The sequence below is a fragment of the Xanthomonas sp. 60 genome, from assembly GCF_011761925.1.
In genome coordinates, this window is sequence record NZ_JAASQW010000003.1 from 382,051 (window position 1) to 397,987 (window position 15,937).

Consider the following 15,937-nt stretch of genomic DNA (forward strand, 5'->3'; position numbering starts at 1 on the left):
GATGAAGTTCCCTCCGCCAATCTACGCCGACTATTCCTCTTCCGCGCCTCCGCTCCCTGAGGTGGTAGAGGCAATGATGGAATGGTTGGGCAGCTCCCATGCGAATCCTCATGCCGATCACTTGCCTGGGCATCGGGCCGCAAGAGCGATCGATGATGCTCGGCAGCAAATCGGTGATCTCCTCGGCGCCGACCCGGAAGGAGTGATCTTCACCTCCGGTGCAACTGAGTCGAACAATTTGGCGCTGAAGGGCCTGGCCGGAACCTGTCTTGGAGGGCTATACGTCAGCTCTCTCGACCACAGCTCCATCGTTGAGGTGGCCCGTTACCTCAACGATAACGGAGAATTTCGAGGTGGGCAGTTGCAGCACGACCTGTACGGGAGTGTCTCTCCAGACTCGGTGAAGGCGTCTTTGTCTTCCGGGGTGGGGCGAGCGCTTGTGGCGCTTGCGCACGGAAACAATGAGATTGGTACGATTCAAGAGGTCGCCGCGATTGGGCGAGCTATCTCGGATGGAGGTCACCTGTTTCATGTAGACGCATCCCAGACAGCGGCGCATGTTCCGATATCTGTGCACGAAATGCGGATCAGCACTCTTAGCATATCCGGCCATAAGCTCTACGGACCCGCGGGCATCGGTGCGCTTTGGATGGATGCTCAACTCAATGATGAGCTGCTCCCACTGCTACATGGGGGAGGGCAACAAGGTGGCGCTCGCTCGGGCACCGTCCCTGCCTATCTAGCCGTCGGGCTTGGTACAGCAGCTAAGCTTGCGCTAGTCAGAATGAATGAGTCCCGGGCGCATCTTGCGTCGATGACAACTCTGTTCTTGGAGGCACTTCACGGGAACGGGATAGATCCAGTCATCATTGGCCATCCAACAAAGCGATTGCCGGGGCATCTCAGCCTTCGTTTCCCTGGGGCCACTGCGCCCGATTTGCTATCAAGACTCACTCCACATGTCGCATTGTCCACGGGGGCTGCGTGCTCGTCTGGCGAGCTTCGGGCCTCAAGAGTCCTTCGAGCCTTAGGCATGGATGAAGAAAGCGCTGGGGAGGGGGTGAGGGTGAGCTTTGGTCGCTTGACCACTCGACGAGAAGCACAACAGGCGGCTGGACACATAGCCAATGCGGTCCGTGCTGTCCTGGATCTCAATTGAACAGAGCATCGAAAGGACTGCAATTGAGAGGCCGATTCGGCTCCTAAAGTGGCGAGAAGTCCATACGGCTCCACGATCGACGCGCGGAGCATTGTCTACAGCTACCTGCGCAACTGCGCGCCCTCGCCGGATACCAGCGCCCTACAGCCCGCAACAACCGACCTTGTCAAAACGGTCGTCCATCCCAGCGCATGTCGGCACAGCAAAGGCGTCTAGCGAAGGTTGCGGCAACCTGTACGGTACGTGCGGACAGGTGCGGTCGGTTGAATCGAACCTGTGCGACTACTCGCAGTATCCGCCCGCAACTCGACACGCCTCTTTGGGGCATTGAGCCTTGATCGCCTAAGTCGCCGCCGGGGGCACAAGGAGCAACTGTCAATTATTTGGCGGGCGCTCCGAAGGCGTATCGCCAAGCGGCGCTCCCCTGTCGCCACCGGATGGCATTTGCAATAAGCTGTGCAAATAGCTTAACGAGGGGCGGATTCGATATGGCGAAGGGATTCAGGATCGCTGCAAGAGCTCTACGGCAGCTAGGGGCTGAGCTGATAACGTCGGATGACGTCGCGCTAAACGAACTTATTAAGAATGCATTCGACGCCCGCTCTCCTCGTGTGGCTGTGCACATAAACGCGATGGTAGATGTCCAAGTTCTTGCTGTGATCGAGCAGCGCCTGCGTGCAGGCGAGATCACCTCTGGCAATGCAAGGGAGATGTTTGTGCGGGCATTCGCCGCCGAACTTGGCCCAGATGATCGCAGCGCAGTCCTCTCAAAGTTCGATAGGGCGGTATCGCTTGGAAAACTGAAGCTTCTTGAATACATCGAAAGCTTGCGCGTAGCTCAGTCCATCTCGATCATCGACACGGGCAAAGGGATGTCGAGAACCGATCTCTCGGATCGATTCCTAGTGATTGGAACTCCTGGAAAGCTGAAAGAGCGTGAAGACGGTGATGATGATGGTAAGCCCCTGCTAGGTGATAAGGGGATTGGCCGTCTCTCAATGATGCGGCTCGGGAATCAGGCGACGGTTAGGTCAACGCAGCTAGGATCCGTTCGGTGGAACGAGATCCACTTCATGTGGAGCAAGTTCAATGATCCGTCTCTATTCTTGGACGACATTGATGTCGACGTCGAACGCGCGGGCGCATCTTCAGAAAGTGAGAGCGGAACCAGAATTGAGATCAAAGAGTTAACAGCAAACTGGAACACCGAGAAGGTTCAGTCGTTCATCCACCGATATATGCGCCGACTTCAGGATCCCTTCGCGAAGAAGCGGCACCCTTATCCCGTAGACATCTATCTCAACGCAAAGCGGTTGTCGATTACAGCGCTTCCGAAATGGATGACGCAGACGGCGCAGTTTCGTGCTGATATCCAATTTGATCCTGACGGAATTGATGGGAGCGACCAAGTCTTCCGCCGTAGCATCAAGTGGCGGACTAGCAGTACGTCCGAAGTCCGCAGTTGGTCGATGAAGGAACTAGTTAGCCAACTTGAAGTCGCCCCCGCGATCTTTAAGGGGCTCGGACCTTTTACAGCGACGTGCCTGTGGTTCAATCGAAGCATGCTCGCCGTCAACGAGGTGGATCGAACGCGAGCCGAGATTGCTGAGGAGCTCAATCAGTGGTGCGGCGGTTTCGCGGTTTATCGGGACAATTTTCGCGTCGGCAAAACTGGTGGGATGGAGGATGATTGGCTCGAGTGGGACAGTGGCGCTCTGAAGAACAAGGGGTATGCACTAAATCGCTATCAGACTATCGGAAGCGTGAGCATTTCTTCCAGCACAAATCCTCGCCTGGTTGACTCTGCAAATCGCGAGCGACTCATTGCCTGTCCAGAGCAGGAGCTTCTCAAGAAACTGCTCGGTGAAGTGCTGGTGGGGGATCTGCGAATGCATATCAACACTGTCAGAGAGGCGGAGGCGAAAATTGGGATCGCTGAAGAGTCCACAGCGGCGTCGCTGAAAGCGTCCGAAGATGCGCTCAAGAGGACACTGGCGGAAGTTGATCGGATTGGAAAGCTGTTGCCAAAAGAGCAGCGTCAAGGGCTTACCGATATCCGCGCAACGCTCCAGGGTCAGGTCGAGTACGTAAAGACAATCAAGAACTCGCTCAACATGGCGCGGGAGACCAGGGTTGAGCTTCTTGAGCTGGCCAACATTGGCCTGGTGGTCGAAATTGTCATACATGAGTTGACCCGCCTAACGGAGCGTACGGGAGAGTTGCTCGCGGACCTTCAACGCGACGGTAATAGTAACGTGGTTGACGTCGTGGACAACTTGCGAGCGCAGATCGTGGCGACGAACAAGCGCATACGCACGGTTGATGCAATGAGTCCATCGGGGCGTCAACGTAAAGAGCATTACGATGCCGTGGCACAGACGAGAGGCATTGTAAGTGGCTTCAAGAATAGGTTCGCTCGACACGACATACATCACTTTGTAACGGTAGATGACGAGCCTGCTGAGAATTGGAGTGTGGAGGTTTACATGGTGAAAGGGCTGATTGCGCAAGCCCTAGAGAACCTTCTCGCCAATTCCGTGTATTGGTTGCAACAGGGGCTAAAGCCGGGGTCTAACAAGCGCGAGATCCGGATCAACTTGGACTCTAAAGCCTTGACGCTGTACATATCAGACAACGGGCCTGGTATCGACCCCCACTATGCGAAAGAAATCTTCAGGCCATACTACTCAACGAGAAAGAAGGGCAAGGGGCTGGGCTTATACATTGCATCGGAGCTCGTCGAGTATCACGGTGGTCGCCTGTATCTAGATTCCCTTCCCGAAGACGACGGCCGTCTTAGAACTTTCGTACTCGAACTACCCAAGGATGGAGCCTAATGAACAATTGCAAATCCTCCCAAGATGCTGAGCACGCGGTGGTATCAGCAGATCTCGCCTCTGCTAGGGAGGGCGGCGCAGAGGAGTCCGGAAATACTGCAGCCCTCGTCGATGAGTTGGTGCCAACTACAGATGAGACGCTCTCGTCTCCGGCCGCGGTGGCTGGGGCAGCAGGTGCGGGCGTGGCGGCAGCGATTCAGCCTCGAAGAGTGCTAGTCATTGATGACGAGTTGCATGGGATGTCGTTTGCTCATCTTCGCGAGTCGGCTGCAGACTTCGTGGCTGACATCGAGGATCTCACAAGTCCTACGACTGAAGCCGTTTGGTCGTACATCCATAAACACTGCGGCGAGAAGGCCTTTGAAGACACCGATGTCGACATCATCCAGGAGTATCTCTCTTCTGACGCCTTTGTTCGTGAGGTAATTCTTTCTCAGAACTTTCGAGGCGCCAAAGTCGCCGGAACAGAAAGTTTGAAAGGTTTTTATGAGCGATCTGATTCGGTAGGCGTGCTCAGGGAGCATATCGAAGCCGCCTATCCGTTGCCATATTTCTCGATTGTTTTTAGAAACACTCGTCCTGCGGCTCACAGGGATCTCCTTGCGTACGACCTGGTCTTGTTGGATCTGGTTTTGACCAATAGTGCAGATGCAGTCGACGAGCTCGTCAAATACTTACACAATCTCGGTAACTCATCCTATCCTGAAAAGCTGCCACTTCTCATCGTGCTTTCTAGCAGAGAGGAGATGGTTGACCAGCGCCTTAGGTTTAGCACTGAGTCATTCATCAGCGCAGCGGGCTTGCTGTTGCTAGAGAAGCGCCACGTGCGTCTCGCAGAGTTTGGCGCGGCTGGCTTGCGGCTCTGCTACCAGCAGCTGAATAAACAGCGCGATGTAGCGCAAGGGATGCGCGTCTTCATTCGCGAATGGACGTCCGCTCTTGATGCTGCAAAGATTCAGGCCAGTAGAACTCTCTGGAATCTTGATGCGGCGGCAATGCAGGAGATTCACTTGAGTGCTTCAAGGGACGATGACCCCTACGATGAGCATCTGACTGAATTGGTGGCAAGGGAATACATCTGGCACGTTGAGGGTACCGCGAGAGTTGTCGAAGCAATTGAGGCCTTGGATGATTCATTTAGATCCTGCCTACATTCCCGAGGCGGCAAGCTCGTCATTCGCGATCGATTTATGACCCCTCAGGTTGACTCTAAGCCAGGGCGCGACATTGTATCACACTATAATTGGACTGGATTTGCGATCTCCACGGTTTTTTCTAAAGTCAGCAAAGAGACTCTAAGAAATAGCTTTAATCGACTCGTGCCTTTTGGAGCAGTGTTGTCGCCTGATGAGATTACAAACGGTACGCAGTGTTGGATTCACATTACGCAACAGTGCGATCTGAACGGTGCAGTCCGATCAAAACAAGCCGACGAGTCACGCGTTTCCACCCAGTCTGCTACTTTCTGCATCGCGAAGGCTGTTGAGGTGCATGATCGATCTGTACCTAAGCATGACAACGGCGACCTTGTTGCCCGAGGCCTTGCGTTCGGCGGGAAAGAGTACGATTTGAAGTGGGAGAAGGGTACTCTGATATCGATGCCTGTTTCCGATTTTGTGGATTTTGCAGTTAAGTCAGAAAGGCGTGTCGTCGGTCGATTGCGCCACGATATTGCCAGTCAGTTCTTGACTGCGACGTCCAATCATATGACTAGACCGGCCTCACTAAAGACAACCAGGCTTGAAGTATGGCCGGCACAGTTCTATCTCTGGGGAGAGGGCGCTCCTGACAACAAGCCGATCGCTTTCCTTGATAAGGATGGAAAAAAAGTCCGTCAGGTCATGGTAAGTCGTCATAACGGGGAGAATGTCTTTCTGCAGGATGAAAACTGTGTCTGGCTCGGGCTCTGGATCGGCGAGAAGTTGAAGGCCCACTTCAATCAGTCTGTTGATCTGGAAAAGGTATGCAACACACTTAGCGTTGGAATTGGAAAGGGGCAGCCTGTTGTCGAAAATGTCACTCTTGCGATTGAAGAGTGCATGTTCGGTTGTCTTCCGGGGTTCTGGAAAGGCAGAGCTGTACCGAAGGGCAAAGTCTGTCTGTACATGATTTCAGAGCCGGCCAGCTAGCACTTGCGTTCTGGCGGCTAGGCTTAGGGGGCCAGCAGTTGGGATTCTAAGTGCTGGCCTACTGAGGCAAGGGCGCTGACCTTGCCACTGCACATGTGTTCAAGAGCAGTGGCGCCGTTCAAAAACGGGGCATTACTTTTGCGACGAACCCAGCTGTTTGCCTGCTGAAAAGTTGGAAAGATCGTATGGAGTGCAACGTAGATTCCGATTATGAAACTTAATCGCTCAAGGGTCTCGCGATGTGAGGCATCGGCACCTGTTGGCTCGAGTGAGGCGAAAGCCGCTTCAATGGGCTTCCCCAGAATCGCGGACTGCACCTGACCTGTCAGACACCAGGCCTCGGCAATACGCGTGAACGCTTTCCGGGCCGGCAACGAGAGGTTGCAGTCGTCCCGAGCCGACGTCTGTCTCATACTGCCGCCCGTCGTGGTCCGGCGGCGCCCGCCAAGTCCATCCCGACGCCTGCTGCTTCAATTGAGATGAGCTGATGCTCGCTAGGGGAGAGGGGCCACTGCCCTCTGTACAGACATCGTCCGCGTCGGTGGTGACTCAAGGCCACTGGCCGCGCGAAGCGATAAAGAGGTGCATCGCGTGGCGGGACTCCATCGCTTGCTCTGGAAGTTCGATCTTCTGTTGGTAGCAAATGCATCGGGCGTAGGCGAGCTGGGCCTTGGTCGGTCGCTTGATGTCTCAGTCGAGCAGCTCGGGAATCAATCGAGAGAGCTCGGTGGCAAGCCGTTTCGACAGATTGCCTGCGTCAGCACCCTGTTGGAGCTTCTCAATCTGGCGACGCAGGTCCACTTCGGACTCTGGGCCCAGTGAAAGCTCGAGGGTGAACTCAGAATCAGCATCTACTAGGAAGAATCTCATGCTCGCGATCCTGCCAGGGTCTCTAGGTAGTTCTGGTCGTTCAAAGCTCGGCCAGTACCCGTCACGATGCTACCGTAAGTACTGTAGACCAAAAGTACTGCGAAACGAAGGCTTAGGGCGTGACCACTCCCACGCCCCAGTTGGCCCTTGGCGCCGCCGTTAAGGCGAGACGGATGGCATTGGGGGTGTCTCAGGAGGACTTTGCCGAGCGGCTGGGGATGCACCGGACCCAGCTAGGGCACATAGAGCAAGGCAAGAAAGATTGCCGTCTCACAACCCTAATCAGGCTCGCCGACGCTCTGGGGCTGTCGGCGTCCACATTGTTGGATGCTGCAGAGCTGTAGCCGCAAGGCGGAGCTGCAAGAGGTCCAAGAGAGGCTCAGACGTCCCTGCCAGCCGATTTCTTTTGAGGAAAGAAGGTCACGTTACTTTCGGGCGCAAGAGCCCGAAGTCTGTCGCACTCTAGGGTGAGTTGGACTATCTGCGCGTCGGCCGCCACGAGGAGCCTTGCCATCTCATCGCGTTGTTGAGTGAGGTCTTCTATCCGCTGACGATGGCTGCGCGCCTTCTGTCGCTGGAGTAGTCTCGAGCCAGTGGTCGGCCTATCTTGTAGTTGGTGAGCATCGATCCACTGCTGGATCATTGCAACCACCTGCGGGAAACGAGACTTCCGCAGTGCGGATGGAGTGACGCCGGCCTCTCGAGCGACATTAGCCTGGGAAACTGGCGTACCAATAGAGCATATCAGCGGCTCACCTGCCTTGAGGCGCTCAAATGCCTCGATGAATGCCATTTCTGCTTGGTTAGTTCTCATTTATTGAATCACATTGGTTGATGGCAATCTCTAGCGCCTTCACTTGGCCCGACAGGGCCTCATGGAGCGGAGTGTCAGGAGCTGCTGCTGCGAGTCTGCGCAGTGCGTCATCCAAGAGGTGGCGAAACTTTTCAAGGCGCGTCTTGTCGTACAGAAGGTACTCGCAAGGTTTGAGGAGGCTACACGCGACAACATTCTCAAAGCCACCAAAGCTGCATGGTTTGGGTGTAGCGCACCCGCCTAGGAGGTGTTGTCGGTACTGGATCTTCCCTGACTTTCCTGCGGCGACTAACGCCTTATGATCGTGCACGGACACAATACTGATCAATCGATCCTTGTGCTGCTCACCGTAAGGACTGACGAACTTATCGCTTCGCAGGTTGGAGAATTCATGAGCGAGGATCAAATATATATTCCGAACATAATCACTCCGAGCACTATCATTCATCCTGGCACCCAGGAGGAGGTGGCCTCTTCCGTAGTATCGGGACATCGTAAGACCAGTGTGCTTAAGTTGATACTGAAGGCTGAGATCGCTGACCATGCCCGACGAAAGCATGTTCACTGCACCAGTTCTGCGGAACTGGTGCCACCCGAGGCACCAAGGGAGCCCGGCCTCAATTCTCGTAGCGAGAGCCATTGGATTTAGGTGTCGGCTCACGACCATGTCCGTCTCAGTAATAATCATTGAAGACGACGGCAGGAGCTTTGGATGTCTCGCCAGTTCCCTCGTAAGTTCCTGTGGGTCCTTGATCATGTTGAGATCCCAATAATGGGATTGCTCTGATGACCGCCTCGCCTGCCACGGCTCGTACGCCCGAGGAAACAGAGGGGCATCTTCAGCCACCGCGCCCTCCAGCTCGAGACGCTTTTGTCCTAGGCATCCTGGAGGGCATGGGTGAGTTTCAAATAGCTTCGCGTGTACTCATCTGCGAGAGAGGATATTAGTCTCCTGTCTCAATAAACTTCACATACTTCAGTGTTGTGGCAACGTCTGAGTGCAGCATCAAGTCTCTTAGTAGTGATAGAGCATCAGCGACCTTGAGGTGCTTCAAAAACAGGCGCGCAGTACTGGTTCCAAAGGTGGCGCGGGTCCTGTGGAATTTGAAATCGCTCAATGCGACAAAGTGATCTTTCCTCGCGCGAGATCGGAGTCTTGATATTTCCATTTCTATTGCGCGGTACTCTTTCTCTCCGGATTTTCCCGCGTACGGCTTGCCCGACCTAGTGAGAAAAAGGAGATCGCGGTGTTCCGAGCTGGTGCTTGCGGATCTTCTCAGTCGCTTGGTGCTCGTCGCATACGCGATCAGCACATCTAGATAACTCTTGTGTATGGGTATGGTGCCATTCGCACCGTGCTTGGTCGCGACGGGCGGTTGCGCTCGTGGACCAACGCTGATCCTCATGAATCCAGTCATGTTCGGATCTGGCGTAGCTCTGTACAGTGTCTGGATCTTGAGGTCCGATATTGTTCCGAGCCGAAGTCCTGTGCGGAATCCGAGGCTCAGGAACAGCTGGAGCTCCTCCGTTCCGTGCTGCCGCGCGTATGCCTGGATTGATTCTTGGTCGTCTGCAGAAACGGGGACCAGGTTGTCTTCCAGGGCTATGGAACAGGGTGCGGGCCTAGCTGGAATACGAAGGTCCGTACTTAGCTTCAGGATAGTTCTTTCAAAGCCGAAGTTTGTTGAGACACGTACACCGATATGCCTGTTTTCCCACATTGGTCACTCAGGGGAAATGAGGCGGCGAGTGTTCGCTCAGCGGTAGAATTGGACGATGGCGCGAATTCTAGATGCCGCTGTTCGCCGGTTGATGCCGCCGGCACCTATCTCCCGGATTAGAAATGATCGGTAGAGAAACAGGCTCCTCTTTTCCTTCTCTGCTGGAAAGTGCCACCAGCTCGTATCTGTCTCCTCAAGCCACTTGGCATATGCGAGGAGATGAGTGATTAAAGACTTTAGTGTCGCACCATCAACATTATTCTTCTGGGCGATCCATAAATTGACTTCTCGCCAGGGGGTATTGTCTCGCCAGAAGATCGCCGGCAGAGGTCCTGAGTACGTCTTAGTGCGTCCCGCTTCTGCGCAGGACGGGCGTCCCACACGCTCCAAAACGGCCACTCGTCCATCCTAGCGTGTTACGTTGGCGCGAACACACTAGCATGTTACGTGCGCAGGGGCAGGGGTTCATCGCCGTGACCAGCTGGAAGCGCGCCGGGAACACCGCACTGCGCGCGGCGCGGCTGATGCGGATATGGCCGGATTCGAGCGGCTCACGCAGGACCTCCAGCGCGTTGCGCGACCACTCCGGCAACTCATCCAGGAACAGCACGCCGTGGTGCGCCAGCGAGATCTCGCCAGGGTGGGGCGGGTTGCCGCCACCGGCCAGCGCGGCCGGGCTGGCGCTGTGGTGCGGTGCCCGGAAGGCGCGCTGTCGCCAGCGCCGCACGTCCAGCCCGCTGCCGCTGATGGAGGCGATCGCAGCGGTCTGCAACGCCTCCGCTTCGGTGGCCTCGGGCAGGATGCCCGGCAGGCGCGAGGCCAGCAGGGTCTTGCCGCAGCCGGGGCTGCCGATCAGCAGCAGGTGGTGCCCACCGGCAGCGGCGACTTCCAGTGCGCGGCGCGCATGCGCCTGTCCGCGCACGTCGGCCAGGTCGGGGCAGGGGTCGCTCTCTACCGTCACCCGTTCGGCGCGCGGCAGGCGGCGCGGATCACCCACGGCGGAGCAGGCTTCCAGCAGCGTGCGCGCCACGCGTACATCGGCACTCTCGGCCAGGGCAGCTTCGGCCGCGTTGGCTGGCGGCACGATCAGCGTGCGCCCGGCCTCGGCGGCCGCGATGGCGGCCGGCAGCACGCCCTCCACGGGGCGCAGTTCCCCGGTCAGGGCCAGCTCGCCGATGAACTCATGGCGACTGGTCTCTGCCGCATCGATCTGGCCGCTTGCGGCAAGGATGCCCAGGGCGATGGCGAGGTCGAAGCGGCCGCCTTCCTTGGGCAGGTCGGCAGGGGCGAGGTTGATGGTGATGCGGCGCTGCGGGTAGTCGAAGCGGGCGCACATCAATGCGGCGCGGACGCGTTCGCGGGATTCATGGACGGTGGTTTCGGGCAGGCCGACGATCTGCGTGACCGGCAGGCCGCCGGAGAGATGGACCTCCACGCGCACCAGCGGTGCATCGGCGCCCGTACGCGCGCGGCTGTGGACCAGTGCCAGCGCCATGCGATGTGGCCTTTGAAGCGGACAGGCGAGCAGTGTGGGGGCGCCGGCATACGGCGTCTGTCGGGATTCTGCCCGCTGCTTCCCCAGCCGGAAGCTACAGCTCGTCGGCTGATCCTTGAACAACGTGATCTATCGAGGCCCCGCGCGTGATCTGTTGACGTCCAGGTCAAGCGGTCAGCTGTTGTGCCATGTGCTTGATCACCAGCTCAAGGACCGTGCGCACCATGCGCATCTCGCCGTCCAGTGTCACCCCCGCGATTGCGGCCCAGTGCTCGTTCTCGGCCTCCAGCTCACTCATCACCGACTCTGCCGTCGGAACAATGCGCGAGACCATCTTGGACAGCCTGCGCTGTGCGATTGACTTCGGCAGCCCCAGCGCAACACCGGTGTGTACCAGCAGGCTGGGCGTGATTGCTGCGAACTGGTGTACGCCCAGCAGTGGCCAGGCGAGCGTGGCAGCGTGCGGCCAGATTGCGCCGTCCTGTCTATAGGCCCGGCTTCGTCCCGACACCGTGCTGAGCAGGTCGTAATGTGGCGCCAGATCGATGCTGTCTGCAGTGACAAGGAAGCTCAGGTTCTTCAGATGGGCGTCGTCATTGCCGGTGAGGACGTTGAATACCAGCCAATCGAGCAGGCGTTTACGCGCATTGAGCTTTTCGCGGCAGCACCGTGCTGCGGTGTCCAGTGCTTCGATGCTTCCCGCTGCGTACTTGTCGAGGGGCCGGAGGTTGAGGAGCTGGCAGGCATCCAGGGCGTGCAGGCGTCGCGTGCCATCGGGGGCTGCCTTGCGGTCGAAGCGTTCGATCAGAAAAACAGGCTCGGGTACATAGCGTCGCGGCCAAGCGCATGATGAAATATTCGTTGATGACCGTGTGTGGAAAGTCAGGGTCGGTACTGTCGGGCTTCAGAATATGGGTTGAAGCCTCCTCGCCGACCGGCTCGTACAGCGTCTGCTGATCCGCAATGACCGCCAGCTTGTGCTGCGCGCCGGCCAGTGACATCCGCTTCTCCGCACCCGCTGCCAGCGAGTGACGGGGCAGGCGCCCGATCCGCTCGGACAAGGCAGCATCTGTCAGGGGTACCCGGTGGGCTGGGCTGGGTGCCGCATTCTCAGGCATCAGGGTAAGGGAGCCTGCGGACTCCGCGCCGTAACAGGCCAGAAGCGCGAAGTCGTCGCTGCCGCGGATCCCTGCGTCCTGGGCCATGCGGGTCCGTTGCTGCGCTTCGGGAAGCAGGTTGTCGAAGTACCACTGGACTGGACGTGATGTGCTGCCATCCAGAATGCTGCCGCTGGCGCGCGGAAGCCAGGGCGAGAGATCAAAACTTGCGGGCTGCTCAAGCCAGGCCGCTGCATAGTCGAATCGCCACAGGTTGCGATGTTCCTGCAGCGTACCGATCGGCTGAACATGCATCGTGGCCAGCAACGATCGCGCTGGATAGTCCAACCCGTCCAGTGAAACTTCCAGGGCTTTCGGAGGCGTGGTGTTGAATACGTCGGGGTTCATCGGCGGCCCCTTCGTTTCTTTGATTGTTCGCTGAGCAGTGCTGCGGCGGCGTCCGGCACGTCGATTTCAACGCGCAACCCCAGTTCGGTGAGTACGTGGAAGAGCTTTTCCCACTGCACCGTTCCACCGCCGCGCTCGACCTTGGCCAGGAAATTTTCGCTGACACCCAGGCCTTCTGCGGTGTCGTCCTGACGCATGCCCTGTTGTTTTCGGGTGGCACGGACCAGTGGTCCCAATTCGTCCGGTCTTTTGAGGATGAACTTCATGCCAATCCTTACGGTGGTGCGGATTTTTACGTCAAGACATGAGACTACGGCAGAACCCTCAAGTTTGTGAGGATTACCCCGCAGGCGGCGGCCGGTTCGTCAATTCCTTCAGGTCGTAAGGATTAGCCCTGTTCCCCACTGTCCGTGAACGAAATCCTGATCATCGTGAGGATTTCATGTTCCCCACACCGTTGCGTGCGCCGACGGATTTCAGTGATCAGACCCCCATCACGCCGCAGCCCGCTCCCACGCCGCCCCGCGCGCTGCCACCGGCGCCAGCACGAACACATCCACCGCTGCGTTCAGCGCGATCGACTGATCCTCCATGCTGCGCGCCGCCGCCGTGGCTTCTTCCACCAGCGCGGCATTCTGCTGGGTGGCCTCGTCCATGTGCACCACGGTCTGGTTCACCTGCTCGATGCCGGCCGACTGTTCCTGCGAGGCGGCGGAAATCTCGGCCATGATGTCGGTGACCTGCTGCACCCCCTCGACGATCTCGCCCATGGTCTGGCCGGCCTGTTGGACCAGCCGTGCGCCGGTCGCCACGTCGGCCACCGAAGCACTGATCAGTGCGGTGATTTCCTTCGCCGCGCCGGCCGAACGCTGCGCGAGTGTGCGCACCTCACTGGCCACCACGGCGAAACCGCGGCCCTGTTCGCCGGCACGGGCCGCTTCCACGGCCGCGTTCAGCGCCAGGATGTTGGTCTGGAAGGCGATGCCATCAATCACTGAAATGATCTCGCCGATGCGCTTGGACGACACCTCGATCGCGCCCATTGTCTGCACCACCTCATCCACCACCTGGCCGCCCTGCGAGGCCACCTGGTGGGCATGGATCGCAAGCTGGTTGGCCTGGCGCGCGTGGTCGGCATTCTGGCAAACGGTGGAGGTCAGCTCCTCCATGGACGCGGCGGTTTCTTCCAGGTTGGCGGCCTGCTGTTCGGTGCGCTGCGAAAGATCGCTGTTGCCCGCGGCGATCTCACCGGCCGCGGTCTGGATGGACTGCGCAGCGCGCTTGATGTCACCCACGATGGCGGTCAGTTGTTCGGTGGTGAGTGTGACATCGTCACGCATGCGCGCGAACACACCGTGGAACTGGCCGTGCATGCGTGCGCTCAGGTCACCGCGGGCGATGGCCTGCAGTACGTTGGAGACTTCATCGAGGTTGTGTTCGGTGGTCTGCATGAGGCGGTTGAGGCCACTGACCATGTCGCGGAAATCGTGCTGGTAACGCGCCTCGTCACCGCGCTGGCTGAAGTCACCGGCCGCTGCCGCGCTGGCCAGCTGCCGGATCTCGCTGTTGATGGCGCCGAGGTTGGCTTTCACCCGGTCCAGCGAATCGGTGATCACCGCCTTCTCGCCGGGCAGGCGCTCCATGTCCTGCGAGAGCTCGCCGGTGGCGTAGCGGCCCATGATGTCCACCGAACGCAGCATCACGCCGATGTGCGCATCCACCAGCCCGTTGCTGTCGCGCACCATCTGCCCGTAGCCGCCGGGGAAGGCGCTGTCGTCCATGCGGTAGCTGAGCTGGCCGGCCTCGTGGCGTTCGGCCATCGTGGCCTGCGCGGTAAGCACGTTCTTCAACGTCTGCGTCACATCGATCATGGCCTGGCCGAGGCGCCCGATCTCATCGCGACTGCGCACCTGCACCGGGTGCTCCAGATCGCCCCGTGCCACCGCCCGCGCAGCGGCTTCAACGGCCACCACCGGCGCGATCACCGAGCGCCGCAGCCACACCGCCAGCAGCGCCAGCAGCACCACCGCCGAAACGGCCGTCAGCACTGCGCTGACCATCAGCGTGTGGCGCGCGTCTTCCGAGCGCGCGGTCACGGCCTGTTCGGCCACCCGCGCCGTGCGCGCGCCGAGGGCATCGAGCGTGGTGCCGAGCGCACGGTCCTTGCCGCGCACCAGCGCGTCGCCTTCCAGCGGCTGGTAGCCACCGGCGGCGAACACCGCCAGCGCGGCGTGGTATTCGGCGTTGAGGGTGTCGTGCTGGGCCGCGAACTGCCGGGCAAGGCGCGCGGTTTCGGCATCGCTGGCCCCGGCGAGTTCCCTGGCCAGCGCCTGCGCCTTCGCCCCCTGGCTGTCGAACGCGGTGAGATGGCGCTCGCGCAGGGCATCGTCGCTGCCGCGGATGAGCACGTTCTTCCACTCCTGCACCTGCATGCGGAACTCGCGCTGCAGGGCCTCGGCGTGCCCGTTTCGGGCGACCTCCGCCGGGACCTCGGTGGAGAGGTTGAGCCAGGCCGAGCCGAGGCCTGCCAGCGCGCACAGCAGGACGACGAGCAGGCCCAGCGTGAGGGCGCCGAGCAGCTTGAACTGCAGGCTCAGGGCGCGCGCCGGCGTGCCGGACGAGGTTTTCATGAGGGGGAATCCGTGGAAGGGTCAACCGGGATATCGGCGCCACGGCTACGGCCTGAAGTGTGATGTTCATCACTTTATGGTTGTTTCGATAGGCCCTTTGAATGGCTATCTGGCGCATACCCTGCACGCTTGGGGATGTCGCCTATGGCGTACTCCACGGGCGTGACAACGCGCGCCCGGCTGCCCCGTTGAATGCAGTTTTCCTGATGGTCAGCACCGTCCCACCCGCGCCACCATGTGTCCCGCTGGCGTAACCCGCGCCAGCCGGGATTGGCGTCCCGAACTGAAGTGTCACGGTCCGCTGTTGTTGCCCTCTGGGTACGGCGGAGAATGCATCGTCTTGCCGGTCATACGGCGGGCGATGCGCGGGGATCTCCCGATCCGCCGGTTTTTCACCGTGACACTTCTGCCGGTACGCCAACCCGCATCGCCCGCCACCCCGCGCTCCGGCGTGGGTGGCTCTTACGCCCGCGAGGCTGCCGATGCCAAAACCTCCCTTCAGCGCACCACACCTGTACCTGCTCACGAGCGCAACCGGCGGCGCTGACGGCGCTGCGCCGTCCTGTCCGCCCGCAGGGGATCTGCGCCGTTGCAGCGTGACCCGCCGCGAGGAGGCCATCGCCTGCATCCTGGAGATCCTGCACGCCGCCCATCTGGATGAACGCAGTACGCCAACCGAACCACTGCTGGCCGACCGCCTCGTGGAGGGCCTGATCACCGCCGCGCGGCTGCTGGTGGACGATGCGCTGCCGCTCAGCCTGCGCGACGTCTGAAGGC

10 protein-coding genes and 2 pseudogenes are annotated in these 15,937 nt (G+C 59.2%); 5 read left to right on the forward strand and 7 right to left on the reverse strand.

Annotated elements, in window-relative coordinates; translation table 11 throughout:
* Position 1: 1 nt before the first annotated feature.
* The 3 genes from FHY09_RS08660 (at position 2) to FHY09_RS08670 (ending at position 6,125) form a co-directional block, all read left to right on the forward strand.
* Positions 2–1,159, forward strand: coding sequence for a cysteine desulfurase family protein (locus FHY09_RS08660; RefSeq protein WP_166926166.1), 1,158 nt, complete (start codon positions 2–4; stop codon positions 1,157–1,159).
* Between the two features lie 488 nt (positions 1,160–1,647).
* Complete coding sequence (locus FHY09_RS08665; RefSeq protein ID WP_166926168.1) at positions 1,648–3,996, forward strand: ATP-binding protein; 2,349 nt, start codon at positions 1,648–1,650, stop codon at positions 3,994–3,996.
* Positions 3,996–6,125 (forward strand): hypothetical protein, encoded by a 2,130-nt coding sequence (locus tag FHY09_RS08670; RefSeq protein WP_166926171.1) that lies wholly within the window; start codon positions 3,996–3,998, stop codon positions 6,123–6,125. The genes FHY09_RS08665 and FHY09_RS08670 overlap by 1 nt, the downstream gene beginning before the upstream one ends.
* Positions 6,126–6,815: 690 nt before the next feature.
* On the opposite strand, the gene FHY09_RS08675 is transcribed toward FHY09_RS08670, so the two are convergent.
* Complete coding sequence (locus tag FHY09_RS08675) at positions 6,816–6,995, reverse strand: hypothetical protein (protein ID WP_166926173.1); 180 nt, start codon at positions 6,993–6,995, stop codon at positions 6,816–6,818.
* 119 nt (positions 6,996–7,114) lie between these two features.
* Here FHY09_RS08675 and FHY09_RS08680 point away from each other — a divergent pair, with 119 nt between their 5' ends.
* Entirely contained in the window at positions 7,115–7,339 is a 225-nt protein-coding gene (locus FHY09_RS08680; protein WP_208407675.1) for a helix-turn-helix domain-containing protein, read from the forward strand.
* A gap of 35 nt (positions 7,340–7,374) precedes the next feature.
* On the opposite strand, the gene FHY09_RS08685 is transcribed toward FHY09_RS08680, so the two are convergent.
* The 6 genes and pseudogenes from FHY09_RS08685 to FHY09_RS08710 form a co-directional block, all read right to left on the reverse strand.
* Positions 7,375–7,788, reverse strand: a complete 414-nt coding sequence (locus tag FHY09_RS08685) for a hypothetical protein (protein WP_166926175.1) — start codon at positions 7,786–7,788, stop codon at positions 7,375–7,377.
* A 2,121-nt stretch (positions 7,789–9,909) separates the two neighbouring features.
* Positions 9,910–11,025, reverse strand: a pseudogene (locus FHY09_RS08695) (YifB family Mg chelatase-like AAA ATPase); the annotation flags it as partial.
* A gap of 166 nt (positions 11,026–11,191) precedes the next feature.
* Positions 11,192–11,911: a HipA domain-containing protein gene (locus FHY09_RS16425; RefSeq protein ID WP_456362765.1), complete on the reverse strand. Its 720-nt coding sequence runs from the start codon at positions 11,909–11,911 to the stop codon at positions 11,192–11,194.
* A 1-nt stretch (position 11,912) separates the two neighbouring features.
* Positions 11,913–12,530 (reverse strand): annotated as a pseudogene (locus FHY09_RS16430) (HipA N-terminal domain-containing protein); the annotation flags it as partial.
* Complete coding sequence (locus FHY09_RS08705) at positions 12,527–12,796, reverse strand: helix-turn-helix domain-containing protein (protein ID WP_166926179.1); 270 nt, start codon at positions 12,794–12,796, stop codon at positions 12,527–12,529. The gene FHY09_RS08705 and the pseudogene FHY09_RS16430, both read right to left, overlap by 4 nt.
* 228 nt (positions 12,797–13,024) lie before the next feature.
* Entirely contained in the window at positions 13,025–15,160 is a 2,136-nt protein-coding gene (locus tag FHY09_RS08710; RefSeq protein ID WP_166926181.1) for a methyl-accepting chemotaxis protein, read from the reverse strand.
* 482 nt (positions 15,161–15,642) lie between these two features.
* Between FHY09_RS08710 and FHY09_RS08715 the strand changes: the two genes are divergently transcribed.
* Positions 15,643–15,933: a hypothetical protein gene (locus tag FHY09_RS08715; RefSeq protein ID WP_166926183.1), complete on the forward strand. Its 291-nt coding sequence runs from the start codon at positions 15,643–15,645 to the stop codon at positions 15,931–15,933.
* Positions 15,934–15,937: the final 4 nt, after the last annotated feature.

What these genes read in the sequence shown, in the direction of transcription:
- FHY09_RS08660 (WP_166926166.1), top strand. Translation starts at nt 2, where the DNA reads ATGAAGTTCCCTCCGCCAATCTACGCCGACTATTCCTCTTCCGCGCCT.
- FHY09_RS08665 (WP_166926168.1), top strand. Translation starts at nt 1,648, where the DNA reads ATGGCGAAGGGATTCAGGATCGCTGCAAGAGCTCTACGGCAGCTAGGG.
- FHY09_RS08670 (WP_166926171.1), top strand. Translation starts at nt 3,996, where the DNA reads ATGAACAATTGCAAATCCTCCCAAGATGCTGAGCACGCGGTGGTATCA.
- FHY09_RS08675 (WP_166926173.1), bottom strand. Translation starts at nt 6,995, where the DNA reads ATGAGATTCTTCCTAGTAGATGCTGATTCTGAGTTCACCCTCGAGCTT.
- FHY09_RS08685 (WP_166926175.1), bottom strand. Translation starts at nt 7,788, where the DNA reads ATGGCATTCATCGAGGCATTTGAGCGCCTCAAGGCAGGTGAGCCGCTG.
- FHY09_RS08705 (WP_166926179.1), bottom strand. Translation starts at nt 12,796, where the DNA reads ATGAAGTTCATCCTCAAAAGACCGGACGAATTGGGACCACTGGTCCGT.
- FHY09_RS08710 (WP_166926181.1), bottom strand. Translation starts at nt 15,160, where the DNA reads ATGAAAACCTCGTCCGGCACGCCGGCGCGCGCCCTGAGCCTGCAGTTC.
- FHY09_RS08715 (WP_166926183.1), top strand. Translation starts at nt 15,643, where the DNA reads ATGCCAAAACCTCCCTTCAGCGCACCACACCTGTACCTGCTCACGAGC.